General features: G+C 72.0%; 22 protein-coding genes. 10 read left to right on the top strand and 12 right to left on the bottom strand.

Going from position 1 to position 26,668, the window contains the following annotated elements:
• Positions 1-390: 390 nt before the first annotated feature.
• Together ACFY7C_RS32575 and metH are read right to left on the bottom strand one after the other, a co-directional pair.
• The gene (locus ACFY7C_RS32575; protein WP_389657686.1) at positions 391-1,098 is read right to left on the bottom strand and encodes an HAD family hydrolase; all 708 of its coding nucleotides are present in this window, start codon (positions 1,096-1,098) and stop codon (positions 391-393) included.
• A gap of 131 nt (positions 1,099-1,229) precedes the next feature.
• Positions 1,230-4,748: a methionine synthase gene (gene metH, locus ACFY7C_RS32580; RefSeq protein WP_389657689.1), complete on the bottom strand. Its 3,519-nt coding sequence runs from the start codon at positions 4,746-4,748 to the stop codon at positions 1,230-1,232.
• Between the two features lie 243 nt (positions 4,749-4,991).
• Between metH and ACFY7C_RS32585 the strand changes: the two genes are divergently transcribed.
• From ACFY7C_RS32585 to ACFY7C_RS32610, 6 genes are all read left to right on the top strand, one after another.
• A complete protein-coding gene (locus ACFY7C_RS32585) occupies positions 4,992-5,756 on the top strand; it encodes an IclR family transcriptional regulator (RefSeq protein ID WP_389657692.1) in 765 nt (254 codons plus the stop codon).
• 266 nt (positions 5,757-6,022) lie between these two features.
• Positions 6,023-6,808, top strand: coding sequence for an MIP/aquaporin family protein (locus ACFY7C_RS32590; RefSeq protein ID WP_389657695.1), 786 nt, complete (start codon positions 6,023-6,025; stop codon positions 6,806-6,808).
• Between the two features lie 35 nt (positions 6,809-6,843).
• Positions 6,844-8,394, top strand: a complete 1,551-nt coding sequence (glpK, locus tag ACFY7C_RS32595) for a glycerol kinase GlpK (RefSeq protein ID WP_389657698.1) — start codon at positions 6,844-6,846, stop codon at positions 8,392-8,394.
• 16 nt (positions 8,395-8,410) lie between these two features.
• Positions 8,411-10,015 carry an FAD-dependent oxidoreductase gene (locus ACFY7C_RS32600; RefSeq protein ID WP_389657701.1) on the top strand — a complete coding sequence of 535 codons (1,605 nt, stop codon included), beginning with the start codon at positions 8,411-8,413 and terminating at the stop codon, positions 10,013-10,015.
• Positions 10,016-10,134: 119 nt separating this feature from the next.
• A complete protein-coding gene (locus tag ACFY7C_RS32605) occupies positions 10,135-11,196 on the top strand; it encodes an LLM class flavin-dependent oxidoreductase (RefSeq protein ID WP_389657704.1) in 1,062 nt (353 codons plus the stop codon).
• Between the two features lie 145 nt (positions 11,197-11,341).
• The gene (locus ACFY7C_RS32610) at positions 11,342-12,496 is read left to right on the top strand and encodes a PAC2 family protein (RefSeq protein ID WP_389657707.1); all 1,155 of its coding nucleotides are present in this window, start codon (positions 11,342-11,344) and stop codon (positions 12,494-12,496) included.
• A gap of 242 nt (positions 12,497-12,738) precedes the next feature.
• On the opposite strand, the gene mshC is transcribed toward ACFY7C_RS32610, so the two are convergent.
• The 4 genes from mshC to ACFY7C_RS32630 all read right to left on the bottom strand — a co-directional run bounded on the left by mshC (position 12,739) and on the right by ACFY7C_RS32630 (position 16,300).
• Positions 12,739-13,968: a cysteine--1-D-myo-inosityl 2-amino-2-deoxy-alpha-D-glucopyranoside ligase gene (mshC, locus tag ACFY7C_RS32615; protein WP_389657710.1), complete on the bottom strand. Its 1,230-nt coding sequence runs from the start codon at positions 13,966-13,968 to the stop codon at positions 12,739-12,741.
• A 157-nt stretch (positions 13,969-14,125) separates the two neighbouring features.
• Positions 14,126-14,929, bottom strand: coding sequence for an SCO1664 family protein (locus tag ACFY7C_RS32620; protein ID WP_389657713.1), 804 nt, complete (start codon positions 14,927-14,929; stop codon positions 14,126-14,128).
• Positions 14,926-15,516: a DUF3090 domain-containing protein gene (locus ACFY7C_RS32625; RefSeq protein WP_389657716.1), complete on the bottom strand. Its 591-nt coding sequence runs from the start codon at positions 15,514-15,516 to the stop codon at positions 14,926-14,928. Before ACFY7C_RS32625 ends, ACFY7C_RS32620 begins: the two co-directional genes overlap by 4 nt.
• A gap of 91 nt (positions 15,517-15,607) precedes the next feature.
• Positions 15,608-16,300: a histidine phosphatase family protein gene (locus ACFY7C_RS32630; protein WP_389657719.1), complete on the bottom strand. Its 693-nt coding sequence runs from the start codon at positions 16,298-16,300 to the stop codon at positions 15,608-15,610.
• Positions 16,301-16,377: 77 nt separating this feature from the next.
• Here ACFY7C_RS32630 and ACFY7C_RS32635 point away from each other — a divergent pair, with 77 nt between their 5' ends.
• Positions 16,378-17,370 (top strand): magnesium and cobalt transport protein CorA, encoded by a 993-nt coding sequence (locus ACFY7C_RS32635; RefSeq protein WP_389658153.1) that lies wholly within the window; start codon positions 16,378-16,380, stop codon positions 17,368-17,370.
• Between the two features lie 45 nt (positions 17,371-17,415).
• Here ACFY7C_RS32635 and ACFY7C_RS32640 read toward each other — a convergent pair whose 3' ends face one another.
• Together ACFY7C_RS32640 and ACFY7C_RS32645 are read right to left on the bottom strand one after the other, a co-directional pair.
• Positions 17,416-18,201: a ferritin-like domain-containing protein gene (locus ACFY7C_RS32640; RefSeq protein ID WP_389657722.1), complete on the bottom strand. Its 786-nt coding sequence runs from the start codon at positions 18,199-18,201 to the stop codon at positions 17,416-17,418.
• Positions 18,202-18,493: 292 nt separating this feature from the next.
• Positions 18,494-19,543, bottom strand: coding sequence for an LLM class F420-dependent oxidoreductase (locus ACFY7C_RS32645; RefSeq protein ID WP_389657725.1), 1,050 nt, complete (start codon positions 19,541-19,543; stop codon positions 18,494-18,496).
• Between the two features lie 153 nt (positions 19,544-19,696).
• On the opposite strand from ACFY7C_RS32645, the gene ACFY7C_RS32650 reads away from it, so the two are divergent.
• Together ACFY7C_RS32650 and ACFY7C_RS32655 are read left to right on the top strand one after the other, a co-directional pair.
• Positions 19,697-20,683, top strand: a complete 987-nt coding sequence (locus ACFY7C_RS32650) for an aldo/keto reductase (RefSeq protein ID WP_389657728.1) — start codon at positions 19,697-19,699, stop codon at positions 20,681-20,683.
• Positions 20,680-22,878 (top strand): helix-hairpin-helix domain-containing protein, encoded by a 2,199-nt coding sequence (locus tag ACFY7C_RS32655; RefSeq protein WP_389657731.1) that lies wholly within the window; start codon positions 20,680-20,682, stop codon positions 22,876-22,878. Before ACFY7C_RS32650 ends, ACFY7C_RS32655 begins: the two co-directional genes overlap by 4 nt.
• Positions 22,879-22,968: 90 nt before the next feature.
• Here ACFY7C_RS32655 and ACFY7C_RS32660 read toward each other — a convergent pair whose 3' ends face one another.
• A complete protein-coding gene (locus ACFY7C_RS32660) occupies positions 22,969-23,598 on the bottom strand; it encodes a hypothetical protein (protein ID WP_389657734.1) in 630 nt (209 codons plus the stop codon).
• Between the two features lie 47 nt (positions 23,599-23,645).
• Between ACFY7C_RS32660 and ACFY7C_RS32665 the strand changes: the two genes are divergently transcribed.
• On the top strand, positions 23,646-23,834 hold the full coding sequence (locus ACFY7C_RS32665) for a DUF5703 family protein (RefSeq protein WP_125749393.1): 189 nt from the start codon (positions 23,646-23,648) through the stop codon (positions 23,832-23,834).
• Positions 23,835-23,902: 68 nt separating this feature from the next.
• Here ACFY7C_RS32665 and ACFY7C_RS32670 read toward each other — a convergent pair whose 3' ends face one another.
• From ACFY7C_RS32670 to ACFY7C_RS32680, 3 genes are all read right to left on the bottom strand, one after another.
• Positions 23,903-24,667 (bottom strand): chaplin, encoded by a 765-nt coding sequence (locus ACFY7C_RS32670; RefSeq protein ID WP_389657737.1) that lies wholly within the window; start codon positions 24,665-24,667, stop codon positions 23,903-23,905.
• Positions 24,668-24,778: 111 nt separating this feature from the next.
• Positions 24,779-25,012, bottom strand: coding sequence for a chaplin ChpH (gene chpH / locus ACFY7C_RS32675; protein WP_345489987.1), 234 nt, complete (start codon positions 25,010-25,012; stop codon positions 24,779-24,781).
• Positions 25,013-25,160: 148 nt separating this feature from the next.
• Positions 25,161-26,489 carry a M20/M25/M40 family metallo-hydrolase gene (locus ACFY7C_RS32680; protein ID WP_389657740.1) on the bottom strand — a complete coding sequence of 443 codons (1,329 nt, stop codon included), beginning with the start codon at positions 26,487-26,489 and terminating at the stop codon, positions 25,161-25,163.
• Positions 26,490-26,668: the final 179 nt, after the last annotated feature.

Genomic DNA, 26,668 nt, shown 5'->3' on the forward strand with positions numbered 1-26,668 from the left:
GCCGGCCGCCCGGTCGGGGCGGGCGATCGGGCCGGGAAGGGGTGCGATCGGTCCTGTGTACACGGCGACTTGGGTGGGCCGCCGGGGCACGCGGAGGGTGCGGCGGAGTACTCGGATGAGATTAGTGGGCTACACCAGTGCCGCCGTACGGCAAAGCCCGCCACGGCGGGCACGGAACGATCACGAATACGGTGCGTTCGATAGTCATGCGGGGGAATGATTCGTACGGGCGGGATCGAAACGGGACACATCGTCAGGACGTAAACGTCATGTTCCGGACACCGCACGCAGACAGGCCACCCGCCGGTCGGCACTCTGGGTGAGCAAGCTCACTCAGGGTTCTTTTCGGCGAATGGCCTGAACGTTTCCGGTCGCGAATTCCGCGCCGGCTCAGTCGTGGCGCGGGGTGGAGATGAGGGTGCGCAGGAAGGGCACGTCGACCTCTTCGAGCGAGCGCACGACGACCCGGCCCGCCGAGGGGGCGATGGGGGCGACGGACGGGACGGCGACCACCCGGCAGCCCGCCGCCTCGGCCGCCGCGACGCCGGTGGCCGTGTCCTCGACGACGGCGCAGAGGGCCGGGTCGGCGCCCACTCCGCGGGCGGCGGTCAGATAGGGCTCGGGGTGCGGCTTGGTACGGGTGACCTCGTCGCCCGCGACGGTCAGGGCGAAGCGGTCGCGGCCCAGGGAGGCGAGCACCCGGTCGATGATCCTGCGGTGCGAGGCGGAGACCAGGGCGGTCGGGATGTCGTGCCGGACCAGCTCGGCGAGCAGCCGCTCGGCGCCCGGCATCATCGGTACGCCCCGGTCGATGCGCTGCTCGAACTTCTCGTTGAGCAGCACGGTGAGCTCGGCGAGCGTGATGTCGGCGCCGGTCGCCTCGATGAGGTAGCCGGCGCTGCGGGTCATCGGGCCGCCGACGACGACGTCCCGCCAGGCCTCGTCCAGCCGGTGTCCGAGGTCCGCGAAGACCTCGACCTCCGCGTCCCACCAGAAGCCCTCGGTGTCGACGAGGGTGCCGTCCATGTCGAGGAAGACCGCCTGCAGGGCGGAGCTCCCGTTGGCACGGAACAAGGACGCGGGGACCGTACTGGTCATCCGGCACACCTCCATCGAGGGACGAGAAGGCCGGTCACCCTCCCCGGTACGGGGTGGGGCGACCGGCCTGCACTGGACCGACCAGTGTACGTCCCGATCACTCGGGTCGCAGGTATTTGGCGCTGTGACGATTACCGAGCGTTGAAGTACTTCGCCTCGGGGTGGTGGATGACGATGGCGTCGGTGGACTGCTCGGGGTGGAGCTGGAACTCCTCCGAGAGGTGGACGCCGATCCGCTCGGGCTGGAGGAGCTCGGCGATCTTGGCGCGGTCCTCCAGGTCGGGGCAGGCGCCGTAGCCGAGGGAGAAGCGCGCGCCGCGGTACTTGAGCGCGAACATGTCCTCGACGTCCTCGGGGTCCTCGCCGCCGAAGCCGAGCTCGGCGCGGACGCGGGCGTGCCAGTACTCGGCGAGCGCCTCGGCGAGCTGCACGGACAGGCCGTGGAGCTCCAGGTAGTCGCGGTAGGAGTCGGACTCGAAGAGCTTGGCGGTGGCCTCGCCGATCCGGGAGCCGACGGTGACGACCTGGAGGCCGACGACATCGGTCTCGCCGGACTCCTCCGGGCGGAAGAAGTCCGCGAGGCACAGGCGCCGCCCGCGCCGCTGGCGCGGGAAGGTGAAGCGGGTGCGCTCGTTGCCGGCGTCGTCGAGGATGATCAGGTCGTCGCCCTTGGAGACGCAGGGGAAGTAGCCGTGGACGACGGCCGCCTCCAGCAGGTTCTCCGTGTGCAGGCGCTCCAGCCAGCCGCGCAGCCGCGGCCGGCCCTCGCTCTCCACCAGCTCCTCGTACGACGGTCCGTCGCCGGCCCGGTTCTGCTTGAGGCCCCACTGGCCCTTGAAGAGGGCGCCCTCGTCGAGCCAGCTCGCGTACTCCTTGAGCTGGATGCCCTTGACGACCCGGGTGCCCCAGAACGGCGGCGTGGGGACCGGGTTGTCGGTGGCGACGTCCGAGCGGCCGCCGGGCTCCGGCTCGTCGATCTGGAGGGCGCCGGCGCCCTTGGCGACCCGCCGCTGCTTGAGCTCGGGCAGGGTGGCGCCGGGGACGCCGCGCTTGACGGCGATGAGGGCGTCCATCAGGCGCAGGCCCTCGAAGGCGTCGCGGGCGTAGCGGACCTCGCCCTGGTAGATCTCGTGCAGGTCCTGCTCGACGTACGCCCTGGTCAGAGCCGCACCACCGAGGATCACGGGGTACTTGGCCGCGAGCTCACGCTGGTTGAGCTCCTCCAGGTTCTCCTTCATGATCACCGTCGACTTCACGAGGAGGCCGGACATGCCGATGACGTCGGCGCGGTGCTCCTCGGCGGCCTCCAGGATCGCGGAGACGGGCTGCTTGATGCCCAGGTTGACGACGTTGTAGCCGTTGTTGGAGAGGATGATGTCGACGAGGTTCTTGCCGATGTCGTGGACGTCACCGCGGACGGTGGCGAGGACGATGGTGCCCTTGCCGTCGGCGTCGGTCTTCTCCATGTGGGGTTCGAGGTAGGCGACGGCCGTCTTCATGACCTCGGCCGACTGGAGGACGAACGGCAGCTGCATCTGGCCCGACCCGAACAGCTCGCCGACGACCTTCATGCCCTCCAGGAGGGTGTTGTTGACGATGTCGAGGGCCGGGGTGTCCTGCAGGGCCTCGTCGAGGTCGGCTTCCAGGCCGTTCTTCTCGCCGTCGATGATGCGGCGCTGCAGGCGCTCGTCCAGGGGCAGGGCGAGGAGTTCCTCGGCCTTGCCGGCCTTCATCGACTTGGTGGAGACGCCTTCGAACAGGGCCATCAGCTTCTGCAGCGGGTCGTAGCCCTCGGCCCGGCGGTCGTAGATCAGGTCCAGCGCCGTCTGTACCTGTTCCTCGTCGAACCGCGCGATCGGCAGGATCTTCGACGCGTGCACGATCGCCGAGTCCAGGCCCGCCTTCACGCACTCGTCCAGGAAGACGGAGTTCAGCAGGACACGGGCGGCCGGGTTGAGGCCGAAGGAGATGTTCGACAGACCCAGCGTGGTCTGCACGTCCGGGTGGCGCCGCTTCAGCTCACGGATCGCCTCGATCGTGGCGATGCCGTCCTTGCGGGACTCCTCCTGACCGGTGCAGATCGTGAAGGTGAGGGTGTCGATGAGGATGTCGGACTCGCGGATGCCCCAGTTGCCGGTCAGGTCCGCGATCAGGCGCTCGGCGATGGCGACCTTCGTCTCGACGGTACGGGCCTGGCCCTCCTCGTCGATCGTCAGCGCGATCAGCGCGGCCCCGTGCTCCTGGGCGAGGCGGGTGACCTTGGCGAAGCGGGACTCCGGCCCGTCGCCGTCCTCGTAGTTGACCGAGTTGATGACCGCCCGGCCGCCCAGCTTCTCCAGACCCGCCCGGATGACCTCCACCTCGGTCGAGTCCAGCACGATCGGCAGGGTCGAGGCGGTGGCGAAGCGGCCGGCGAGCTCCTCCATGTCGGCGACGCCGTCACGACCGACGTAGTCGACGCACAGGTCGAGCATGTGCGCGCCCTCGCGGATCTGATCCCGGGCCATCTCCACACAGTCGTCCCAGCGGCCCTCCAGCATCGCCTCACGGAACTTCTTCGACCCGTTCGCGTTCGTCCGCTCACCGATCGCCATGTAGGCGGTGTCCTGCCGGAACGGCACCGTCTGGTACAGCGACGCGGCACCCGGCTCCGGACGCGGCTCACGCACCGGCGGGACCAGCCCGCGCACCCGCTCCACGACCTGCCGCAGATGCTCCGGCGTCGTACCGCAACAACCGCCGACGAGACTGAGGCCGTACTCGGCGACGAAGGTCTGGTGGGCGTCGGCCAGTTCCTCGGCAGACAGCGGGTAGTGCGCGCCGTCCTTGGTCAGGATGGGCAGACCGGCGTTGGGCATGCAGGAGAGGGCGATACCGGCGTGCCGGGCGAGGTAGCGCAGGTGCTCGCTCATCTCGGCCGGGCCGGTCGCGCAGTTCATGCCGATCATGTCGATGCCCAACGGCTCCAGCGCGGTCAGCGCCGCCCCGATCTCGGAGCCCAGGAGCATCGTGCCGGTCGTCTCCACGGTGACCGAGGTGATCAGCGGGACGGTGTAGCCGGCGACCTCCATGGCGCGGTGGGCCGCGACGATCGCGGCCTTGGTCTGGAGGAGGTCCTGGGTGGTCTCGACGAGGAGGGCGTCGGCGCCGCCGGCGAGGAGGCCCTCGGCGTTCTGCTGGTAGGCGTCGCGCAGCGTGGTGTAGTCGACGTGGCCGAGGGTCGGCAGCTTGGTGCCGGGACCCATGGAGCCCAGTACCCAGCGCTGCTGCCCGGTCTTCTGCGTGTACTCGTCGGCGACCTCGCGGGCGATCCGCGCGCCGGCCTCGGAGAGCTCCTGGATGCGGTGGGCGATGTCGTACTCGCCGAGCGCGGAGAAGTTGCAGTTGAAGGTGTTGGTGCCGACGCAGTCGGTGCCGACCGAGAGATAGGCGTCGTGGACCGACCGGACGATGTCCGGTCGGGAGATGTTCAGGATCTCGTTGCAGCCCTCGAGCTGCTGGAAGTCCTCCAGGGAGGGGTCCTGGGCCTGGAGCATGGTGCCCATGGCGCCGTCGGAGACGACGACCCGGGAGGCGAAGGCCTCGCGGAGGGCGTCGGCCCGCTGGGCGGGGGACGCGGCTGCGGCGGAAGGGGTCGGCGACGAGGCCATGGATTGAGCTCCCTGGGATGCGACGGCTGTCGGCTTTGCACGCTCGGAGGAGGGTGCACGGGCCCAGAGTAACCGTGCGGGTGCCGGGGCGGACATGGGGTTCCAGCTGGTGGACGGCATCCTTTGTGCGGGGACTCCCGGTCCGACCCGTTCGTGGACGACACTGTCTGGTGTGACACAAGGTCGGCATCGACCGATAGTGTTCAGCATTGTCGAACAGCATGTGAGGAGAAGGGCCGGGCGATGGCGAAGAACATCCAGTCGCTTGAACGGGCGGCGGCGATGCTGCGACTGCTCGCGGGCGGCGAGCGCCGGCTCGGCCTGTCCGACATCGCCTCCTCCCTGGGCCTGGCCAAGGGGACGGCCCACGGCATCCTGCGCACCCTCCAGGCCGAGGGCTTCGTGGAGCAGGACGCCGCTTCGGGCCGCTACCAGCTGGGCGCGGAGCTGCTGAGGCTCGGCAACAGCTATCTGGACGTGCACGAGCTGCGCGCGCGAGCGCTGGTGTGGACGGACGACCTGGCCCGCTCCAGCGGGGAGAGCGTCCATCTGGGGGTCCTGCACCAGCAGGGCGTCCTCATCGTCCACCACGTCTTCCGGCCCGACGACAGCCGCCAGGTCCTGGAGGTCGGGGCCATGCAGCCGCTGCACTCCACGGCCCTGGGCAAGGTGCTGTCGGCGTACGACCCGGTGGCGCACAGCGAGGCGGTGGAGGTCGAGCGGGAGCCGTTCACACCCCGTACGGTCACGGCGCTGTCCGACTTCGAGACCCTGCTGGACATGACCCGGGCGCGCGGCTGGGCCGCCGACGTGGAGGAGACCTGGGAGGGCGTGGCCTCGGTGGCGGCGCCGATCCACGACCGTCGGCGGATGCCGGTGGGGGCCGTGGCGATCACGGGTGCGGTGGAGCGGGTCTGCGCCGGGGGCGAGCTGCGCTCGGAGCTGGTGGCGGCGGTGCGGGACTGCGCCCGCGCGGTCTCGCGGGACCTGGGGGCCGGCCGCTTCTGACCGGGCGCCCACCTGCGCCGGAGCACTACCCGACCCGTCGGTAACGATCGCGTTATCGGCGGGTTTTTCGCGCCCGCGACCCTTGACGCGCTGTTAAGCCTGGCGCAAAACTTCCGTTCATCGGTCGGCATTGTCGAACAGCTACCGGCAATACGCGCTAAGGTGTGGCAGTGCCAAGGGCCGAAAACGCCCTCACCCTGAGGGCGCGGACCACCGGAGGGACCCGGGGTTCGCCTTCCCCTGGACGAAGGACAAAGGAGTCGCGGGTGTCCAGCTCCGACATCTTCCTCGGCGAGACCATCGGTACCGCCGTACTCATCCTGCTCGGCGGCGGTGTGTGCGCCGCCGTCACGCTCAAGAGCTCCAAGGCCCGTGGCGCGGGCTGGCTCGCGATCACCTTCGGGTGGGGCTTCGCCGTCATGACGGCGGTCTACATGACCGCTTCCCTCTCCGGCGCCCATCTGAACCCCGCCGTGACGATCGGCATAGCGATCAAGGACGGGGAGTGGAGCGACGTACCGGTCTACGTCGCCGGTCAGATGCTGGGCGCGATGATCGGCGCCGCACTGGTCTGGGTGGCCTACTACGGCCAGTTCCGGGCCCACCTCACGGACGAGTCGATCATCTCGACGCCGCACGAGGAGGGCATGGTCGACCAGAAGGCCGCGCCCGCGGCCGGTCCGGTGCTCGGTGTGTTCTCCACCGGCCCCGAGATCCGCAACACCTGGCAGAACCTGGCCACCGAGATCATCGGCACCGTCGTGCTGGTGCTCGCCGTGCTCACCCAGGGCCTCAACGACAGCGGCAAGGGCCTCGGCGTCATCGGCGCCCTGATCACCGCCTTCGTCGTCGTCTCCATCGGCCTCTCGCTCGGCGGCCCGACCGGCTACGCGATCAACCCCGCCCGCGACCTGGGCCCGCGCATCGTGCACGCCCTCCTCCCGCTGCCGAACAAGGGCGGCTCCGACTGGAGCTACGCCTGGATCCCGGTCGTCGGCCCCCTGGTCGGCGGAGCCATCGCCGCGGGTATCTACAACATCGCGTTCGCCTGAGCCGTCCTTCTTCCAGACCTCCCTTGGAGTACACCGTGACCGACGCACACACCTCCGGCACCGCCTCCCACGGCGCCGGCCCGTTCATCGCCGCCATCGACCAGGGCACCACCTCGTCCCGCTGCATCGTCTTCGACAAGGACGGCCGGATCGTCTCCGTCGACCAGAAGGAGCACGAGCAGATCTTCCCGAAGCCGGGCTGGGTCGAGCACGACGCCGCCGAGATCTGGGCCAACGTCCAGGAAGTCGTGGCGGGCGCCATCCACAAGGCGGGCATCACCTCCGCCGACGTCAAGGCCATCGGCATCACCAACCAGCGCGAGACCACGCTGCTCTGGGACAAGAACACCGGTGAGCCCGTCCACAACGCCCTCGTGTGGCAGGACACCCGCACCGACGCCCTCTGCAAGGAGCTCGGCCGCAACGTCGGCCAGGACCGCTTCCGCCGCGAGACCGGCCTCCCCCTCGCCTCCTACTTCGCCGGCCCGAAGGTCCGCTGGCTGCTCGACAACGTCGAGGGGCTGCGCGAGCGGGCCGAGCGCGGCGACATCCTCTTCGGCACCATGGACTCCTGGGTCATCTGGAACCTGACGGGCGGTGTCGACGGCGGTCACCACGTCACCGACGTCACCAACGCCTCCCGCACCATGCTGATGAACCTCCACACCATGCAGTGGGACGAGCGGATCCTGGACTCCATGGAGGTCCCGGCGGCCGTGCTGCCGGAGATCCGCTCCTCCGCCGAGGTGTACGGCACGGTCAAGGGCGGCGTCCTCGACGGCGTCCCGGTCGCCTCCGCGCTCGGCGACCAGCAGGCCGCCCTGTTCGGCCAGACCTGTTTCGCCGAGGGCGAGGCCAAGTCCACGTACGGCACCGGAACGTTCATGCTGATGAACACCGGCGACAAGATCATCAACTCCTACAGCGGCCTGCTGACCACGGTCGGCTACCAGATCGGCGAGGACAAGCCGGTCTACGCCCTGGAGGGCTCCATCGCCGTCACCGGCTCGCTCGTCCAGTGGATGCGCGACCAGATGGGCCTCATCAAGTCCGCCGCCGAGATCGAGACCCTCGCCTCCTCCGTCGAGGACAACGGCGGCGCCTACTTCGTGCCGGCCTTCTCCGGTCTGTTCGCCCCGTACTGGCGCTCCGACGCCCGCGGTGTCATCGCCGGTCTCACCCGCTACGTCACCAAGGCGCACATCGCCCGCGCCGTGCTCGAGGCCACCGCCTGGCAGACCCGCGAGATCACCGACGCCATGACCAAGGACTCGGGCGTCGAGCTGACCGCCCTCAAGGTCGACGGCGGCATGACCTCCAACAACCTGCTGATGCAGACCCTCTCCGACTTCCTGGACGCCCCCGTCGTGCGCCCGATGGTCGCCGAGACCACCTGCCTCGGCGCCGCCTACGCCGCCGGCCTGGCCGTCGGCTTCTGGCCCGACACCGACGCCCTGCGCGCCAACTGGCGCCGGGCCGCCGAGTGGACCCCTCGCATGGACGCCGACAAGCGCGACAGCGAGTACAAGAACTGGCTCAAGGCCGTAGAGCGCTCCATGGGCTGGCTCGAAGCAGAAGAGAACTGACGAGGAGTAATTCGCGATGACCACCCTGCAGAGCCTCCCCTCCCTGGGGATGCACCCGGCCGCCGGTTCCCTGCCGACCCGCGCCGAGACCAGAGAGCAGCTGTCCAAGGCGACGTACGACCTCCTGGTGATCGGCGGCGGCATCCTGGGCATCTCCACCGCCTGGCACGCCGCGCAGTCCGGACTGCGGGTGGCCCTGGTGGACGCCGGCGACTTCGCCGGCGCCACCTCCTCCGCCTCCTCCAAGCTGCTCCACGGCGGCCTGCGCTATCTGCAGACCGGCGCGGTCAAGCTGGTCGCGGAGAACCACTTCGAGCGGCGCGCGGTCTCCCGCCAGGTGGCGCCCCACCTGTCCAACCCGCTCACCTTCTACCTGCCCGTCTACAAGGGCGGCCCGCACGGCGCGGCCAAGCTCGGCGCCGGCGTCTTCGCCTACAGCGCCCTGTCCGCCTTCGGCGACGGCGTCGGACACCTGCTGAGCCCCGCCAAGGCCGCCCAGGACGTGCCGGAGCTGCGCACGGACAACCTCAAGGCCGTCGCCGTCTACGGCGACGACCAGATGAACGACTCCCGCATGGCGCTGATGACGGTCCGCGCCGCCGTCGACGCCGGCGCGGTCGTCCTCAACCACGCCGAGGTCACGGGCCTGCGCTTCACCCAGGGCCGGGTCACCGGCGCCGAGCTCCGGGACCGCCTCGACGGCACGGAGTTCGGCGTCGGCGCCCGCCTGGTCCTCAACGCCACCGGGCCGTGGGTCGACCACCTGCGAAAGATGGAGGACCCGAACGCGGCCCCCTCCATCCGCCTGTCCAAGGGCGCGCACCTGGTCCTCAAGCGCACCTCCCCCTGGAAGGCCGCGCTGGCCACCCCGATCGACAAGTACCGGATCACCTTCGCCCTCCCCTGGGAGGACATGCTCCTGCTCGGCACCACCGACGAGGAGTACGAGGGCGACCCGGGCGAGGTCGCGGTCAACGACAAGGACATCGCCCAGATCCTGGACGAGGCCGCCTTCTCCATCCGCGACCAGCAGCTCGACCGCTCCCTGATCACCTACGCCTTCGCGGGCCTGCGGGTGCTGCCGGGCGGACCCGGCGACACCTCCAAGGCCAAGCGCGAGACGGTCGTCACCGAGGGCCGCGGCGGCATGCTGTCGGTGGCCGGCGGCAAGTGGACCACCTTCCGCCACATCGGCCGCACCATCATGAAGAAGCTGGAGTCGCTGCCGGGCCGACCGCTCGGCGAGGACTACGAGTCCGTGGCCACGCTGCCCAGGCGGCTGCCGCTGCCCGGCATTGCCAACCCCCACGCGGTCGCCCACCGGCTGCTCGTGGACGGCCCGGCGCCCGGCCCGCGGATGGCCGCCGACACCGCCAAGCACCTGGCGACGCACTACGGTTCGCTCTCCTTCGACATCGCCCGCATGGCGAACGAGAACCCCGAGCTCGCCGAGCGCGTCCACCCCGACGCTCCGGAGATCTGGGCCCAGGTCGCCTACGCCCGCGACCACGAGTGGGCCGAGACCGCGGACGACGTGCTGCGCCGCCGCACCACGCTGACCATCCGGGGTCTGGCCACGGACGAGATCCGCGGCAAGGTCGAGGACATGCTGCGCAAGTAGGCCCCGCTCACGAGGGTTTCGTCAGGGGCGGTCTCCCGAGAGGCCGCCCCTGACGCGTGCCGCGACCGCCGCCATACGGCCGCCACACGTCCGCAACACTCGGCGCGCAGAGTGAGGGCATGAAGTTTCAGGTGCTCTCCCTCATCGGCCACGCCCCGCACCCCCTCACCGGCGAACTCCCGTCGGCCGCCGACCGGTTGGAGCAGGTCCTGGCGGTCGGCGAGGCCGCCGAGCGGCTCGGCTTCGACGCGTACGCGATCGGCGAGCGGCACGCGGGCCCCTTCCTGTCCTCCAGCCCTTCGGTGGTGCTGGGCGCGCTGGCGGCCCGCACCTCCCGCATCCGCCTCCTGACCGGTGTCACCGTCGTCGCGATCCTCGACCCGGTACGGGTCGCCGAGGACTACGCCACCCTCGACCAGATCTCCCGCGGCCGCATCGAACTCGTCGTCGGCAAGGGCGCGGAGGCCGGCCACTTCGACCTCTTCGGCCTCGACGAGAAGCGGCAGTGGGACCTCCAGCGGGAGAAGTACGAGCTGCTGCGCAGGCTGTGGACCGAGGAGGGCGTCGACTGGAAGGGCGAGTTCCGTCCCGCGCTGCGGAACGTGACCACCCTCCCCCGCCCGTACGCGGGAGCGCCTCGGGTCTGGCACGGCTCCGCCACCAGCCTCGACTCCCCCGAACTCGCCGCCCGGCACGGCGACCCGCTGTTCACCGCCAACGCCGTCCAGCCCCGTGAGGCGTACGCGCGGCTCATCGCCCACTACCGCGAGAAGTTCGAGGAGTACGGTCACGACCCGCGCCACGCGCGCGTGGCGGCCGGTTCGGGCGGGCTGCTCATAGCCGACACCGCCGAACGGGCCGTCACCCGCTACAAGGACCTCTACGAGGCGAAGGTCCGTCAGTCCTTCCGGCCGGACCTGGAGGGGAAGGCGGGCTACAACACCCCGTTCCGCACGATCGAGGACGCGATCGCCGACGGCCCGCAGCTGATCGGCTCCCCGGGGCAGATCGTCGACAAGATCCTGGGCTACCACGAGGTGTACCGCCACGACCTGCAGTCGATCACGGTCGACGCCTTCGGGCAGTCCACGGCGGAGCAGATCGAGACGCTCGAACGGTTCGCCGAGGAGATCGCCCCGGTGGTACGGAAAGAGGCCCCCAGCACCCTCTGGGAGGACTGACGCCGCCACGCGTGCGGACGGGAGTTCCTGGGTAGTCGATCAAGGCCGAGAACGGCTTTCGGGCGAGCCCGAGGGCTGCGGGCGGGCCGCCGGAAAGGCATAAGGTTGGTCCGTACGACAGGAACTTCGATGAAGGAGGCGCTGGGTGATCGAGCTCGAGGGGGTTCCCGAGCTGATCGACCCGGTCATGGTGGCCGCGTTCGAGGGGTGGAACGACGCCGGTGACGCCGCCTCCGCGGCGGTCGCCCATCTGGACCGGGAGTGGAAGGGCGAGGTGTTCGCGGCGCTCGACGCCGAGGACTACTACGACTTCCAGGTCAACCGGCCCACGGTGTGGCTGGACGGCGGCGTCCGGAAGATCACCTGGCCGACGACCCGGCTCTCCGTGGTGCGGATCGGCGGCGAGAAGCCCCGGGACCTGGTCCTGGTGCGCGGGATCGAACCGTCGATGCGCTGGCGTTCGTTCTGCAACGAGCTGCTCGGCTTCGCGCACGAGCTGGGCGTGGAGATGGTGGTGATCCTGGGCGCGCTGCTCGGCGACACCCCGCACACCCGTCCGGTGCCGGTCAGCGGGGTCACCTCCGACCCCGATCTGGCCCGGACGATGGAGCTGGAGGAGACGCGCTACGAGGGCCCGACCGGCATCGTGGGGATCCTTCAGGAGGCGTGCACGCACGCCGGGGTGCCCGCGGTGAGCCTGTGGGCGGCCGTCCCGCACTACGTGTCCCAGCCGCCGAACCCGAAGGCGACACTGGCCCTGCTGAACCGGCTGGAGGACCTGATCGGCCTGCGCATCCCGCTGGGCGAGCTGCCCGAGGACGCACGGGCCTGGCAGTTGGGCGTGGACCAGCTGGCCGCCGAGGACAGCGAGGTGGCCGAGTACGTGCAGACGCTGGAGGAGGCGCGGGACACCGCGGAGCTGCCGGAGGCCTCCGGCGAGGCCATCGCCCGCGAGTTCGAGCGCTATCTGCGGCGCCGCGACCCGGGCACGGGTCCCGGCTCCGGTCCGGGCGCCGGTCCGGGAGTGGCGACGGAGGGCGGCGACACCTCGCATCTGCGGGACGGCACGAGCGAGCGGACCCGCCCGCCGAAGCCGCAGCAGCCCGGCCCCGAGGCGGTGCCGGGAGCGGAACAGGAATCCGAGCGGGCCCCCGAGCAGGAGTCAGGGCGGGAGCCGGAGTCGGAGTCGGGTCAGCGCGCGGGCGACGGCCCGGGCGAGGGCACGGGCGAGGGCACGGGCGGCCGGAGCGAGGGGTCGAAGCCGGACGCCGCCGACACCGACACCGACACCGACGACTGACCGGTACGGGGGGCGGTGCGGCCGCCCCTCCCGTAGCCGTGCGGCAGAGCAGCGGGACGACGGCCGTGCCCCGGGTGCCGCCGGCGTTCGGGGCGCTCTTCCGTCCGTGCGATCCGGCGAACGAGCGTGGGGGCTGCCGAGATTGGCCGGATCCGCACGCTGATGACGGCCCCTGACACGGACGCGGCCGCCCTCCGGCCTCTTTTCGGAGGCCCGAGGGCGGCCGCGTGGCCGTGCGCGTCCTAGAGGGCGACGCCGAGCAGGGCGTCGACCGCGCGGGAGACGAGGCCGGGGGCGGTCTCGTCCGTGCCGCCCTCGGCGGTCTGGAGCGCGACCCAGCGGTCGACCGCGGCGAGCGCGGCCGGGGCGTCCAGGTCGTCGGCGAGCGCCTCGCGGATCTCCTCGACGAGCGCGTCGGCGGACGGGCCGTCGGGGCGCGAGACGGCGGCGCGCCAGCGGCCGAGACGGTCGAGGGCGTCCCGCAGGACCTGGTCGGTCCACTCCCAGTCGTCGCGGTAGCGGTGCGAGAGCAGCGCGAGCCGGATGGCGACCGGGTCGACGCCGTCGCGGCGGAGCTTGGAGACGAAGACCAGGTTGCCCTTGGACTTGGACATCTTCTCGCCGTTCAGGGCGACCATGCCGGCGTGGACGTACGCCTTGGCCATGGGGAACTCGCCGGTGAGGGCCTGGGCGTGGGAGGCGCCCATCTCGTGGTGCGGGAAGATCAGGTCGGAGCCGCCGCCCTGGACGTCGAAGCCCATGCCGAGGTGGTCGAGGGCGATGGCGACGCACTCGATGTGCCAGCCGGGGCGGCCGGGGCCGAGGCTGCCGCCGTCCCAGCTGGGCTCGCCCTCGCGGGCGGCCATCCACAGCATCGGGTCGAGGGGGTTCTTCTTGCCCGGGCGGTCCGGGTCGCCGCCGCGCTCGGCGGACAGGTGGCGCATCAGCTCGGTGTCGTAGTTCGACACCTGGCCGAAGTGCGGGTCGGCCTCGACCGAGAAGTAGATGTCGCCGTCGAGCTCGTAGGCGGCGCCGGAGTCCCGCAGCCGCTCGACGAGCGGGACGATGCCCGGTATCGCCTCGACCGCGCCGATGTACTGCTGCGGGGGCAGCATGCGCAGGGCGGTCATGTCCTCGCGGAAGAGGGCGGTCTCGCGCTCGGCGAGGCCGACCCAGTCGATGCCGTCGCGGTTCGCCCGCTCGAGGAGCGGGTCGTCCACGTCGGTGACGTTCTGGACGTAGTGGACCTGCCGCTTGGTGTCGAGCCACACGCGCTGAACGAGGTCGAACGCGTTGTAGGTCGCCGCGTGTCCCATGTGGGTGGCGTCGTACGGCGTGATGCCGCAGACGTAGATGCGGGCGACGGGGCCGGGGGCGAGGGTCACTCGTCCACCGGTCGCGGTGTCGTGAATCCGGAGGTCGCGGCCCTTGCCGGGCAGGGCGGGGACCTCAGAAGCGGGCCAGGCATGCATGTCCTGAGCGTAACCGGACAGCAGTTCCGGATACGAACCGCATCCGGGATCTTGTCCGATCTGGCGCTCTTGCGGGACAAGGCCGTTCATGCATACCCCCGGGGGGTGTCGCGCCGGCCGGAGAGTTTGGCCGAAAACGATCGACGAACCGCGCCCGCTACACCGGCGGCCAGGGGATCGCGGGCCACTGCCCGGACGGTACGGGGTGGCGCCCGGTCCCACGCAGGACGGCGACCCGCTGTCGCAGGGCGTCCACCTCGGCGGCCGTCAGGAGCCCGGCCAGCCGTTCGGCCAGTGGAGTGCCCGGGGCGAGCCGCCCGTCCAGCGCCTCCAGGACGGCGGCGGCCTCCTCGGTCAGCTCCTCCCCCGCCCAGCCCCAGAGCAGGGTGCGCAGCTTGTCCTCGACGTGGAAGGAGACCCCGTGGTCGATCCCGTACAGCCGCCCGTCCTGTGTGGGCAGCAGGTGTCCGCCCTTGCGGTCGCCGTTGTTGATCACGGCGTCCAGGACGGCCAGCCGGCGCAGCTGCGGGGTGTCGGCGTGCACCAGCAGCGCGGTGCGGTCCTCGGCGATCTGGGCGGGCCCCACGGCCTTCCAGCCCTCGCCCGGCTCCCCTTCCTCGACGAGCGCCAGGAGCGCGGCCCCGGGGTCGGCCTCGACCCAGAGCTGGACCATGCCCTCGCCGTACGGCCCGTCCCGCAGCACCGTCGGCGGGACCAGGCCCCAGCCGGTGGCCTCGGACAGCTCGTAGGCCGCGACCTCGCGCTGGGCGAGGGTGCCGTCGGGGAAGTCCCACAGCGGACGCTCGCCCGCGACCGGCTTGTAGACGCAGGCTGCCTCCTCGCCCGCGTACGCGACGGAGCAGAACAGCACCGCGTTGGAGGCCTCGCGGACCTGGCCGCGAACGGTCAGCTCCCCCAGCCTCAGCAGGTCGACCGCCGTGAGGGCCTGGTGACTGCTCATGCGCCGCGACGGTATCCGTTCTGGCGCGGGCAGACGTGGCCCTCCGGGTCGAGCGGCAGGCTGCACAGCGGGCACGGCGGGCGGCCGGCGTTGACGACGTCGAGGGCGCGCTTGGCGAAGGCCCTCGCCTGGGCGCCGGTGAGCCGGACCCGCAGCATGGGCGGGCCGTTCTCCTCGTCCTGGAGGAGCCGCTCCTCGGCCTCGGCGAGGTCCTCCTCGGAGTCCGCGTCGAGCTCGACGAGCGCCTGCGCCTCGACGATCATGCGCTGTTCCTCGCCGTCCCAGGCGAGGGCCATGGTGCCGACCCGGAACTCCTCCTCGATGGGGGTGTCCAGCGGGGCGGTGTCGGTGGTGTCCGGCGGGGCGACCGCGGGCACCGGGGCGTTGCCGCCGGTGCGGCGCACGACCTCGTCGAGGAGTTCGTCGATCCGCTCGGCGAGGGCGGCGACCTGGGTCTTCTCCAGGGCGACGCTGGTGACCCGGCCGGCCGCGGACGCCTGCAGGAAGAACGTACGGCGGCCAGGCAGCCCGACCGTGCCGGCCACGAAACGCTCCGGTGGGTCGTAGAGGAACACCTGACGGGACACGTTCCCGACTCCCTTGGGTCTCGACTGTGGTGCTGTGGACTGGTCTTGCGGCGCCTTTACAGCGGCGCGTCCACCCTACTGCGCGGAAGGATCACGGTGCGCCCGCACCGCCCCCGACCTCCGCCGCACCGCCGTCGTCCTCGCGGGTCTCGCGCGGGGCGAGGCCGGCGAGGTCGCCGGTGTCGCCGAGGCGGACCAGGAAGGGGCGCAGGCGGGTGTAGCGGATGACGGTCAGCGAGCAGGGGTCGACCTGGATGCGCTGGAAGAGGTCGAGGTGCAGGCCGAGGGCGTCGGCGACCAGCGCCTTGATGATGTCGCCGTGCGAGCACATCGCGTAGACGGCGTCCTCGCCGTGCTCGGCCTCGATCCGCTCGTTCCAGTCGCGCACCGCGTCCACGGCCCGGGCCTGCATGGCGCGCATGGACTCGCCGCCGGGGAAGGCGGCGGCGGAGGCGTGGGCCTGGACGACCTGCATGAGCGGCTCGTCCATGAGCTCGGCGAGCTTGCGTCCGGACCAGTCTCCGTAGTCGCACTCGCTGATCCGCTGCTCGGTGTGCAGCTGCAGTCCGGGACGGGCGTCGAGCAGCGGCCGCACGGTCTCGCGGCAGCGCTGGAGCGGGCTGGAGACGACCGCGGCGAGCGGCACCCCGGCGAGGCGTCCCGGCAGCGCGGCGGCCTGCGCCGCACCGCGTTCGTCGAGCGCCACCCCGGGCGTCCGCCCGGCGAGCACGCCGGAGGTGTTGGCGGTGGAGCGTCCGTGCCGGACGAGGATCAGCGTGGCCATGTCGGCCAGCCTAGGGGGTAGCAGGTCAGCGTGCGGGTGCGTACGTGCGGGTGCGTGACGGGATCGGGAGAGGGAGAATACGGGCCGTGATCGTGGACTCAGCCATTTACCGGGACGGGCGCCGGACGGACGACCCCGGCGATCTGTCGGACGCCCTGGCGCAGGCGCGGGCGACCGGCGACGCGTTCCTGTGGGTGGGGCTGCACGAGCCGACGGCGGCGGAGTTCGACCATGTGTCGGCGGAGTTCGCGCTGCATCCGCTGGCCGTCGAGGACGCCCTGAAGGCGCATCAGCGGCCCAAGCTGGAGGTCTACGACGACTCGCTGTTCGTGGTGCTCAAGCCGGTGCTGTACGAGCCGGAGAGCGACCGGGTCTCCTCGGGCGAGCTGATGGTCTTCATCGGCGACTCGTTCGTGGTGACCGTGCGGCACGGCGAGGGCGCGCCGCTCGCGGCGGTGCGCAGGCGTCTGGAGGCGGATCCGGAGCTGCTGAAGCACGGGCCGACGTCGGTGCTGTACGCGATCAGCGACGCGGTGGTGGACCACTACCTCGAGGTGGCGGCGGAGCTCCAGGTCGACCTGGAGGAGCTGGAGGCGGACGTCTTCGCGCCGTCCGGCGGCGGCGCGGGCCGGACCGCGGAGCGGATCTACACGGCGAAGCGGCAGGTCCTGGAGTTCCGGCGGGCGAGCAGTCCGCTGGCCGGGCCGATGGCCCGGCTGGCGACGGGCGCCGTGCCCTTCGTGCACGAGCGGTCGATGCCGTTCTTCCGGGACGTGCAGGACCATCTGCTGCGCGCGACGGAGCAGGTGGAGGGCCTCGACCGGCTGCTTTCGGACGTGCTGTCGGCGCATCTGGCGCAGATGGGCGTGCGGCAGAACGACGACATGCGCAAGATCTCGGCGTGGGCGGCCATGGCCGCCGTTCCCACGATGGTCGCCGGGGTCTACGGCATGAACTTCGACCACATGCCGGAGCTGCGCTGGACGTGGTCGTATCCGGCGGTGGTGCTGTTGATGGCCGGAGTGGTCACGGGCCTGTACCGGCTGTTCAAGCGGCGCGGCTGGATGTGAGCCGCGCCGCCCGAGGGTGCGCCGGGGGCGGGGTCGGCGGTCCGCTCAGAAGGCCGGGGCGGGCGTCATGGGCCCTCCGAGGGCGTCGCGCCGTGCGGGCATCCGCAGGTCCACCATCCGGTGCCAGCCGGCCGCCCGCTCGTACGCGTACATGCCGTGGATGCCGGCGACGAGGGCGGCGGCCTTGGCACGGGGCCAGCCCAGGATGCGGCCCATGTGGCTCATCACGGCGAGGCTGACGTCCCGGTAGACCTGGATCTCGGTGAGCGCGGACTCCCGGAGGGTGCGCTGGATGAGCCGGCCGTGTCCCTCGTAGTTGAGGCGCAGCAGTTCCTCGTGGCAGTAGGCGAGGTGGTTGGACTCGTCGTTGTCGATCATGTGGATGGCCCTGCCGAGCTCCGGGTGGTCGCCGAAGTGCCGGACGAGCATGTCCATCTGGTCGGCCGCGCGCTGCTCGGTGACCCGGCTGTGGCCGAGGTAGACGATGATGTCCCGCTCGGTCAGCGGCTCGTCCCGGCGCAGCTTGTCGTGGGCCAGACCGATTCCGCGCCGTTCGAGCAGCATCGTGTAGTCGGTCTCGGGCGGTACGGGGACGGGTTCGAGTCCTCGTTTCTTCAGCAGCGCGTGGAAGATCCGGCCGTGCTTGTCCTCGTCGGCGCCGTGCCGGGTGATCTTCGGGGCCATGTCCCGCATGCCGGGCGGGACGAGGGCGGCGATCCGGCCGTTCTCCCACCCTCCCTGGGCCTCGCCGCTGGCGGCGATGGAACAGAAGAGCTGGAAGGACTCGTCGTCGTCGATGATTTCCTGGAACAGGCTCTTGGCCGAAAGCATGGGTGCCACCTCCATGCGGACGTCCGTACGCCGCACGCCCGTGGAGCACGAGTCAAGTGCGCCCCCGCGGGGCGGGCAACAGGAGGGCACCGGACGGTGGGCCGAACGGGGTACGGGCGTCGCGCGAGGCGGGCTGCGGGGCGGGCGCGGGCCCGGTGCGGAGGAAGTGCCGCGGGGCGCGTAACCCCTGGGCTCGGTCGCGCGTTGTGCTGCGTGACGGCCGTGGCGGGGAAGACCCCCGAGCCCCCACCACGGCCGCAGACTTTTCCGGGACCCGTTCCCCGGAGATCCGCTACGCGAGTCCGGCCCGCTCCAGGGCTTCCACGCCGGCCCGGAGCGCCGCGATCCGCTCGTCCAGGGTGAAGCCGGCCGGGGCGAGGGTCAGGGTGGTGACCCCGGCCGCCGCGTAGGCCTGCATGCGGTCGGCGATGCGGTCGACGGAGCCGAGCAGGGTGGTCTGGTCGATCAGCTGCCGCGGTACGGCCGCGGCGGCGCCGTCCTTGTCCCCGGCCAGGTACTTGTCCTGGATCTCGGCGGCGGCCTTCTCGTAGCCCATGCGCTGGGCCAGCTGGTTGTAGAAGTTCTGCTTGCGGCTGCCCATGCCGCCGACGTAGAGCGCCGTGTACGGGCGGAAGACGTCGGCCAGGGCGTCGATGTCGTCGCCCAGGGCGAGCGGCAGGGTGGGGTGGACGTCGAAGCCGTCCATCGTCAGGCCGGCCTTCTCGCGGCCCGCCCGGAGGTGGCGCAGGGCGGTCTCCTCAAGGTGCTCGGCGGCCGGGAAGATGAGCAGGGCGCCGTCGGCGATCTCGCCGGTCTGCTCCAGGTTCTTGGGCCCTATGGCGGCGATGTAGAGCGGGATGTGCGGGCGGGTCGGGTGGACCGTGAGCTTGATCGGCTTGCCCGGGCCGTCCGGCAGCGGCAGCGTCCAGTGCTCGCCCTGGAAGGTGAGGCGCTCGCGGGACATGGCCTTTCGGACGATCTCGACGTACTCGCGGGTGCGGGCGAGCGGCTTGTCGAACCTGACGCCGTACCAGCCCTCGGAGACCTGCGGTCCGGAGACGCCGAGGCCGAGGCGGAAGCGGCCCCCGGAGAGCGAGTCGAGGGTGGCGGCGGTCATCGCCGTCATCGCGGGCTGGCGGGCCGGGATCTGCATGATCGCCGAACCGACGTCGATCCGCTCGGTCTTGGCGGCGACCCAGGAGAGCACGGTGGGAGCGTCCGAGCCGTACGCCTCCGCCGCCCAGCACACGTCGTAGCCGAGGCGGTCCGCCTCCTGCGCCACGGCGAGGTTGTCGCCGTCCATGCCCGCGCCCCAGTAGCCGAGGTTGATGCCGAGCCGCATGCCACGTACCCCTTACCCATCGGTAACGTCCTGTGTGCGGGACTCTAGCGCGCGGACCCCCCGTCCGACAGGAGCCGGACGGGCCGTCGGCCCTGTGGACAGGTTGTCCACAGGCTCTCTCCGCGTGGTGCCCTGGCCAGTAATCTCGCGGCCATGGAGCAGAGGCATCTCGGACGGACCGGCCTGCGCGTGTCCCGGCTCGGGCTCGGCACCCTCACCTGGGGCCGCGACACCGACGAGCACGACGCCGCCGAACAGTTGAAGGCGTTCTGGGACGCGGGCGGCACCCTCGTGGACACCGCGGACGTGTACGGCGGCGGCGAGGCGGAGTATCTGCTCGGGCGACTCATCGACGACCGGGGCGGCCTCGTGCCGCGCCGCGAGCTGGTGATCTCGACCAAGGCGGGCAGCGTCCCCGATCCGGACCGGCGCACGGACGGCTCGCGCGGCCATCTCCTGGCCGCCCTCGACGCCTCGCTCGCCCGGCTCGGCACGGACTACGTGGACCTGTGGCTGCTGCACGCCTTCGACCCCCACACACCGCTGGAGGAGTCGCTGCACGCCCTCGACATCGCCGTGCGCAGCGGCCGGGCCCGCTATGTCGGCGTGTCGAACTTCTGCGGCTGGCAGCTGGCCAAGGCCGGGACCTGGCAGCTCGGCGGCGACCGGACCCGGCTCGCCGGGACGCAGATGGAGTATTCGCTGCTCCAGCGGGGCGTCGAGCGGGAGGTGCTGCCCGCCGCGCTCGACCTCGGCCTCGGGCTGCTGCCCTCCTCCCCGCTCGGGCGCGGGGTGCTCACCGGCAAGTACCGGCACGGCACCCCGACGGACTCGCGCGGCGGCTCGGAGGCCCTGGCCCCCTTCGTCGAGCCGTATCTGGACGAGACGGCCGGCCGGATCGTGGACGCGGTCCGCACGGCCGCCGACGGGCTCGCCACCACTCCGCTGCAGGTCGCCCTCGCGTGGGTCCGCGACCGGCCCGGCGTGACCGCCCCGATCATCGGCGCGCGCAACGCGCAGCAGCTCGCGGCCGCGTTGTCAGTGGAGAGCCTTAGTCTTCCTGACGAGATCTGCCGGGCCCTCGACGACGTGTCGGCGCCCGTGCACCGCTATCCGGATCACGACTGGAGCACCTTGTGACCGAGCCTTCCGGGGAGAACACGCCCGAGGCGGCCGCGCCCACCGTCGACGCCCAGGAGCCGCCGTCCCCCACGCCGGCCCCCGCCGCCGCGACGGACGACGCCACCGCGCCCGGAGCACCCACGGGCGAGGACGAGTCGGCGCGCGCGGAGGCCGTGGACGCCGGGAGAGCCGGGGCCGCTGACGAGGCGGCGGAGGAGCCGGCGGGCGAGACGGACGCGGCCGTGACCGAGACGGAGGCCGGGGAGCTGTCCGAGGCGCAGGCGGAGCTCGCCGCGCAGCGGGAGTTCCGGGCCAGGATCGAGCAGCGGAAGGCCGAGCGGGCCGGACCCGTCGAGGCGGGCCGGAAGCTGAGCGGGACGGCCGCCGATCTCCTCGCCGCCGTACGGGCCGTGGAGAGCGGCGCCAGGCCGGTCGCGGCGCCGCGCGTCGAGACGCCCGAGGCGTCCGGACCGACCGAGGTGCCGCGGCCCTCGGCCCCCGCGGCGCCGGAGACGACCGTGCGCCCGCCGGCGCCCGAGGCACCGGTGGTGACCGAGGAGACGACGGCGGCCGTGCGGCAGGTGCTCACGCGCGGCGGGGCCCCCGAGGCGCTCGCCGGGCAGGTGGCCGCCGTCCTCGGCGAAGGCGCGGCGCGGGCGCTGGAGGACGATCCGTGGCAGCTGCTGTCGGTGCCCGGCGTCCGCCCGGAGCAGGCGGACGGCTTCGCGCGGGCGCTCCTCGGCCCCCAGTGCGGCCCCGCCGATCCGCGCCGGGCCGTGGCGCTCACCGCCTGGCTCCTGGAGCAGGCGGCGCTGAAGGGCCACACGGCCCTGGAGATCGGAGCCGTACGGGACGGGCTGGCCCGGCTCGCCGTGCCCGAGCCCGACAAGGCCGTCGACCTCGCGGTCTCCGAGGCCGCGGTCCTCGTCTTCCAGGAGGAGGACGAGGAGGAGCGGGACGAGGACGAGGAGCCGGCGGAGGGCGCAGCGGGCGAGCCGCGCCCCGAGGTGCCGGTGCTGCTCGGCCTCGAGCGGTACGCGCTCGCGGAGGAGAGCCTCGCCGACGGCCTCGCCCGCCTGGTCCGCACGGTCCGGGCGGAGGAGTGGGACGGCCCCGAGCCGGTCCGCGCCGCCGGGGCGCACGGTCTGGTGCTGCATACCGGCGGCGAGGCCGCCCGCGCCGAACCGGTCGCGCTGACCGAGGCCGCCCGCGCGCGGGGGCAGCGGGTGGCCGTCGCCGCCCACACCGCCCGTGAGGGCGCCGTGACGGTGGCCGGGCTGCTGTCCGGCTCGGCGGGGGTGGGCCGGGACGCGGAGGGCGCCCTCGCGCTCGACCTGCTGGTGGTGCTCGACGCGCCGCAGCTCGACGTGGAGAGCGCGGCCGCCCTGGTCGAGGCGCTGCCCGACGGTTGCCGACTGGTGCTCAGCGGCGACCCCCATGTGCTGGGGTCCGCGGGGCCCGGCCGGGTGTTCGCCGACCTGCTTGCGGCCCGCGTCGCCCCGCAGCTCGCCTCCCGCACCCCCGATCCCGGCCCGATCGGCGAGCTGGTCTCGGGCGTCGGCATCGGCGAGCTGAGCCAGGTGGACGCTCCCGGCAAGGAGGTCGTGATCGTCCCGGTCCGGGACGCCGGCGAGGCGGTGCACCGCACGGTGCAGCTGGTCGCCGACTCGATCCCGCGGGCGATCGGCGTGCCGACCGAACAGACCCAGGTGATCACGGTCGGGCACGGCGGCTCCGCCGGCACCCGCGCGCTGAACGCGGCGCTCAAGCAGCGGCTCAACCCGGGCCCCGGCCGCTTCGGCGGCTACGACCCGGGCGACCGGGTGGCCCACTCCCCCGCCCCGGGGCACACGGTCACCGCCACGGTCGTCTCGGCCGACGCCGAGGGACTGCACCTGGACCGCGACGGCGAGCGGATCGTCGTCCCGAAGGAGCGGGTCGAGTCGTCGCTGCGGCACGGCTGGGCGCTGACCGCGCACCAGGCGGTCGGAGCACGCTGGCCGGCGGCGGTCGTGGTGCTGCCCGGCGACGCTGCCGCGGGCCTCAGCCGGGCCTGGGTCTACACGGCGTTCGGGCGGGCCGAGCGCCATCTCTCGGTCGTCCACGGCGTCGACCAGGCGCTCCCGCGCGCGGTGGCCGAGGGCCGCGACCCGGAGCGCACGACCCGGCTGCGACCGCTCCTGGAGACGCTGCTCCACGAGGACGAGGCGTAGGGGAATCTCGCCGATTCCTGCGCGCGCCACGGGCGCCGCTCCCGCTCTGCGCGGAAGGGGCGCCCGTGGTGCGGTGGTTCGGGGCTGGGCTCAGGTCCCGCGGACCCGGCCCCGCAGGTCCTCGTCCGTCTCGTCGTCGAAGACGGCGCTGATGTCGAAGCGGCAGACGATCCGCTCGGGGTCGGCCTGCTCGAAGGGGGCGTGCAGCCACTCCCCCGGTTCCGGCAGGTCCTCGGCGGCCTCGACCCAGAGCGTGGAGTCGCCCTCCTCCAGGCCGAATTCCTTGTGACGGGACGCGATTTCGTCAGGTTCGTACTCGCCGAAGAGGATCCCGAGCGCCGCGTGGGCCGTCCCCACGGCCTCGTCCCGTTCGAGGTCGGTGACCCGGCGGGCCTGGGCGATGAGGCGCTGCGGCTCCACCACGGCGTAGTCGCGGCGGATCAGCACGCTGAGGGCGTGCGGCTCCTCCGGTCCCGCGTAGGGCGGAAGGGAGTCGTCGGCGCCGGGGATCTCGAAGGGTGTGACCTCGTCGTACCGGTCGTAGAGGGCCTCGTCGTACGCCTCCGCCGCCGCGGCGAGCGCGTTGAAGGCCTCGTAGACGGCCGGGTCGTCGTCCCCGGTGCGGCCTTCGACCGCCGCGAGGTGACGGTCCAGTGCGGCTTTGACCGCCTCGGCGGCGGCGCGTACCTCGGCAGCGGTGGGCTGCGCAGCATCAGACATAGGACAGACGCTATCCGTACCTGGGCCTTGGCCGCACAATAGATGCGATGCCGGAATACGAATTTGTCGACGTGTACGTGCCGCGCGGTGTCTCCCGCAAGGAGGCGACGCGGCTTTTGACCGACCATGCCGAGTACGGACACTGGGAGTTGGACCGACTGAGCCTGCACCGTGACGGCAGCCGCAGGGTGCGGCTGCGCCGGCGCATCATCCGTCAGATCCGGGCCACCTGGTGAGATGAGGGAGATGAGAAGGGCCCCGCGAGATCGCGGGGCCCTTTCCGTTCGCCGTGCGGCGTCCCGGCTTACGCGCTGCGGCGGGCCCGGCGGTAGATCACGGAGCCGGCGAGCAGCAGGCCCGCGCCGGCGGGCAGGGCGATTCCGAGCGTCCCGGCGCCGGTGTGCGCGAGTTCCTCGCTGGGCCGGTCCTGCGTGACCGTGTGCGCACCGGGAGTGTTCGGTCCCTCCGGCCGGTCCGGGGTGCCGGGCGTGCCCGGGTTCTCCGGGTGTTCGCCGCCGTTGTCCCCGGGGCCGCCCGGGTTCTCGGGGTGACCCGGGTTGCCCGGCTCTTCCGGATGACCGGGTTCTTCGGGGTTGCCGGGCTCTCCCGGGTGTCCGGGGGTCGTCGGCTCGATGCCGTAGCCGCAGTCGTTGCCGCCGACGGCGTTGCCGAGGCCGACGCCCGTGACGTTGTTGCCGCAGACGTTCACCGGGGCTTCGACCGGCACCTGGACGTTGTTGCCGGAGCCGACGCCCGGCGAGTTCGAGGTGTGGCCGCCGGCGGAGGAGCCGCCGTCGTCGCCGTAGCCGCCCGGAGCGCTCTGGTTGGCGCACGAGTTGCCGTATGCCGGGTTCAGCAGCCCGACGACGTTGACGGTGTTGCCGCAGACGTTGACCGGCGCGTGGATCGGGGCCTGGACGCTGTTGCCGGAGGCGACGCCGGGCGAGTCGGACGCCGTGCCGCTCGCGCCCGAGCCTGCCTGGGCGTAGCCGCCGCCGAGGGCGATCATGCCGCCCGCCGCGGCGACGGTGAGGATGCTCTTGCGGGTGATGCGTGTGACCTGTCGCATTGTGGGTTACCTGCTTCTCGGCTCGTGACGAAATGACCACCGGCCCCGAAGTGCATGGCACGCACTCCGGGGCCGGCCGTTGGCTCAGACCTCAGGGGTCGAGACTCGACGTCAGGCGTTGATGCAGGTGTTGCCGAAGGTGGGGTTCAGCAGCCCGATGATGGTGACCGTGTTCCCGCACACGTTGACGGGAACGTGAACCGGCACCTGGACGACGTTGCCCGAGAGGACACCGGGGGAACCGATGGCCGCACCCTGGGCACCCGCGTCGGCAACGGCCATGCCCGCACCCGCGAGAACGAGACCGCCGGTGGCAGCCGCAGCAGCGACGACCTTCTTGATCATTATTCCTCCTTGTTGGCAATGCGGTCCCAGCCGCGGACCGCATCACCTGTAACGAGGGGGAACCAGGGTGGCTACGAGGCGCCTCGGGCATTCACTCTTTCCGGGCACGTGTGCACGCGCGGTCGATTTCGGGGCGCGTGGTCGGTCGTCAGCTGGCGTCGATGAACCGGTCGAGGACCCGTACGCCGAACTTCAGGCCGTCGACCGGGACCCGCTCGTCCACACCGTGGAACATGCCGGCGAAGTCGAGCTCGGGCGGCAGCCGGAGCGGGGCGAAGCCGAAGCAGCGGATGCCGAGGTCGTCGAAGGACTTGGCGTCGGTGCCGCCGGAGAGCATGTACGGCACGGCCCGGGCGATCGGGTCCTCGGCGCGCAGGGCCAGCTGCATGGCGTCCACCAGGTCGCCGTCGAAGCTGGTCTCCAGGGCCTTGTCGCCGTGCACGTCCTCGCGCTTCACCCGCGGGCCGAGGATGCGGTCGAGGTCGGCGAGGAACTCCTCCTCGTAGCCGGGCAGGAAGCGTCCGTCGACGTGCGCGGTGGCCTGACCGGGGATGACGTTCACCTTGTAGCCGGCGCCGAGCATGGTCGGGGCGGCGGAGTTGCGCAGGGTGGCGCCGACCATCTTGGCGATGCCGCCGAGCTTGGCGAGCGTGGCGTCCATGTCCTCGGGGTCGAGCGGGGTGCCCAGGGCGTCCGAGAGCTCGTCGAGGAAGGACCGTACGGTCTTGGTGACGCGTACCGGCCACGTGTGGCGGCCGAGCCGGCCGACGGCCTCGCACAGTTCCGTGATGGCGTTGTCGTCGTTGGTCATCGAGCCGTGGCCGGCCGTGCCCTCGACGGTCAGCCGCATCCAGTGCATGCCCTTCTGGGCGGTCTCCACCAGGTAGAGGCGCAGGTTCTCGTTGACGGTGAAGGAGAAGCCGCCGACCTCGCCGATCGCCTCGGTGACGCCGTCGAAGAGGTCGCGGTGCTTGTCGACCAGGTGGCGGGCGCCGTAGGTGCCGCCGGCCTCCTCGTCGGCGAGGAAGGCGAGGACGATGTCGCGCGGCGGCTTGCGGCCGCTGCGCAGCCGGTCGCGGACGACCGCGAGGGTCATCGCGTCCATGTCCTTCATGTCGACGGCGCCGCGGCCCCAGACGCATCCGTCGGCGATCTCGCCGGAGAAGGGGTGGTGGGTCCAGTCCTCGGCGTTGGCCGGGACGACGTCGGTGTGGCCGTGGATGAGGAGGGCCGGTCGCGACGGGTCCTCGCCCTCGATCCGGGCGACGGTGGAGGCCCGCCCCTTGTGCGACTCGATGATCTTCGGCTCGAGTCCGACCTCCGCGAGCTTCTCCGCGACGTACTCGGCCGCCGCCCGCTCGCCGGGGCCGGAGTGGTCGCCGTAGTTGCTGGTGTCGATGCGGATGAGGTCACGGCAGAGATCGACGACCTCGTCCTCGCCGGTCATGCTCCGTGCCGCGGTGTTCGACTCGCTCACGCTGCTTCCTCCCACTACGTGCCCCACGTGATGACGTTGATCGCCCCATCCTCCCGCGCGGCCCCCTCGGCCCCCAAGACCGTCCGACCGCCGACATGCGGCTGTCACATGCCGAGACGCCGACAGGGGGCGACGGGGGCCGAGGGGGTGGTGATCGGCCGGTTCGAATGTTTGCTATG

The sequence above is a fragment of the Streptomyces sp. NPDC012769 genome (assembly GCF_042901205.1).
GTDB lineage: Bacteria > Actinomycetota > Actinomycetes > Streptomycetales > Streptomycetaceae > Streptomyces.

What these genes read in the sequence shown, in the direction of transcription:
- ACFY7C_RS32575 (WP_389657686.1), bottom strand. Translation starts at nt 1,098, where the DNA reads ATGACCAGTACGGTCCCCGCGTCCTTGTTCCGTGCCAACGGGAGCTCC.
- metH (WP_389657689.1), bottom strand. Translation starts at nt 4,748, where the DNA reads ATGGCCTCGTCGCCGACCCCTTCCGCCGCAGCCGCGTCCCCCGCCCAG.
- ACFY7C_RS32585 (WP_389657692.1), top strand. Translation starts at nt 4,992, where the DNA reads ATGGCGAAGAACATCCAGTCGCTTGAACGGGCGGCGGCGATGCTGCGA.
- ACFY7C_RS32600 (WP_389657701.1), top strand. Translation starts at nt 8,411, where the DNA reads ATGACCACCCTGCAGAGCCTCCCCTCCCTGGGGATGCACCCGGCCGCC.
- ACFY7C_RS32605 (WP_389657704.1), top strand. Translation starts at nt 10,135, where the DNA reads ATGAAGTTTCAGGTGCTCTCCCTCATCGGCCACGCCCCGCACCCCCTC.
- mshC (WP_389657710.1), bottom strand. Translation starts at nt 13,968, where the DNA reads ATGCATGCCTGGCCCGCTTCTGAGGTCCCCGCCCTGCCCGGCAAGGGC.
- ACFY7C_RS32620 (WP_389657713.1), bottom strand. Translation starts at nt 14,929, where the DNA reads ATGAGCAGTCACCAGGCCCTCACGGCGGTCGACCTGCTGAGGCTGGGG.
- ACFY7C_RS32630 (WP_389657719.1), bottom strand. Translation starts at nt 16,300, where the DNA reads ATGGCCACGCTGATCCTCGTCCGGCACGGACGCTCCACCGCCAACACC.
- ACFY7C_RS32640 (WP_389657722.1), bottom strand. Translation starts at nt 18,201, where the DNA reads ATGCTTTCGGCCAAGAGCCTGTTCCAGGAAATCATCGACGACGACGAG.
- ACFY7C_RS32645 (WP_389657725.1), bottom strand. Translation starts at nt 19,543, where the DNA reads ATGCGGCTCGGCATCAACCTCGGCTACTGGGGCGCGGGCATGGACGGC.
- ACFY7C_RS32650 (WP_389657728.1), top strand. Translation starts at nt 19,697, where the DNA reads ATGGAGCAGAGGCATCTCGGACGGACCGGCCTGCGCGTGTCCCGGCTC.
- ACFY7C_RS32660 (WP_389657734.1), bottom strand. Translation starts at nt 23,598, where the DNA reads ATGTCTGATGCTGCGCAGCCCACCGCTGCCGAGGTACGCGCCGCCGCC.
- ACFY7C_RS32665 (WP_125749393.1), top strand. Translation starts at nt 23,646, where the DNA reads ATGCCGGAATACGAATTTGTCGACGTGTACGTGCCGCGCGGTGTCTCC.
- ACFY7C_RS32670 (WP_389657737.1), bottom strand. Translation starts at nt 24,667, where the DNA reads ATGCGACAGGTCACACGCATCACCCGCAAGAGCATCCTCACCGTCGCC.
- chpH (WP_345489987.1), bottom strand. Translation starts at nt 25,012, where the DNA reads ATGATCAAGAAGGTCGTCGCTGCTGCGGCTGCCACCGGCGGTCTCGTT.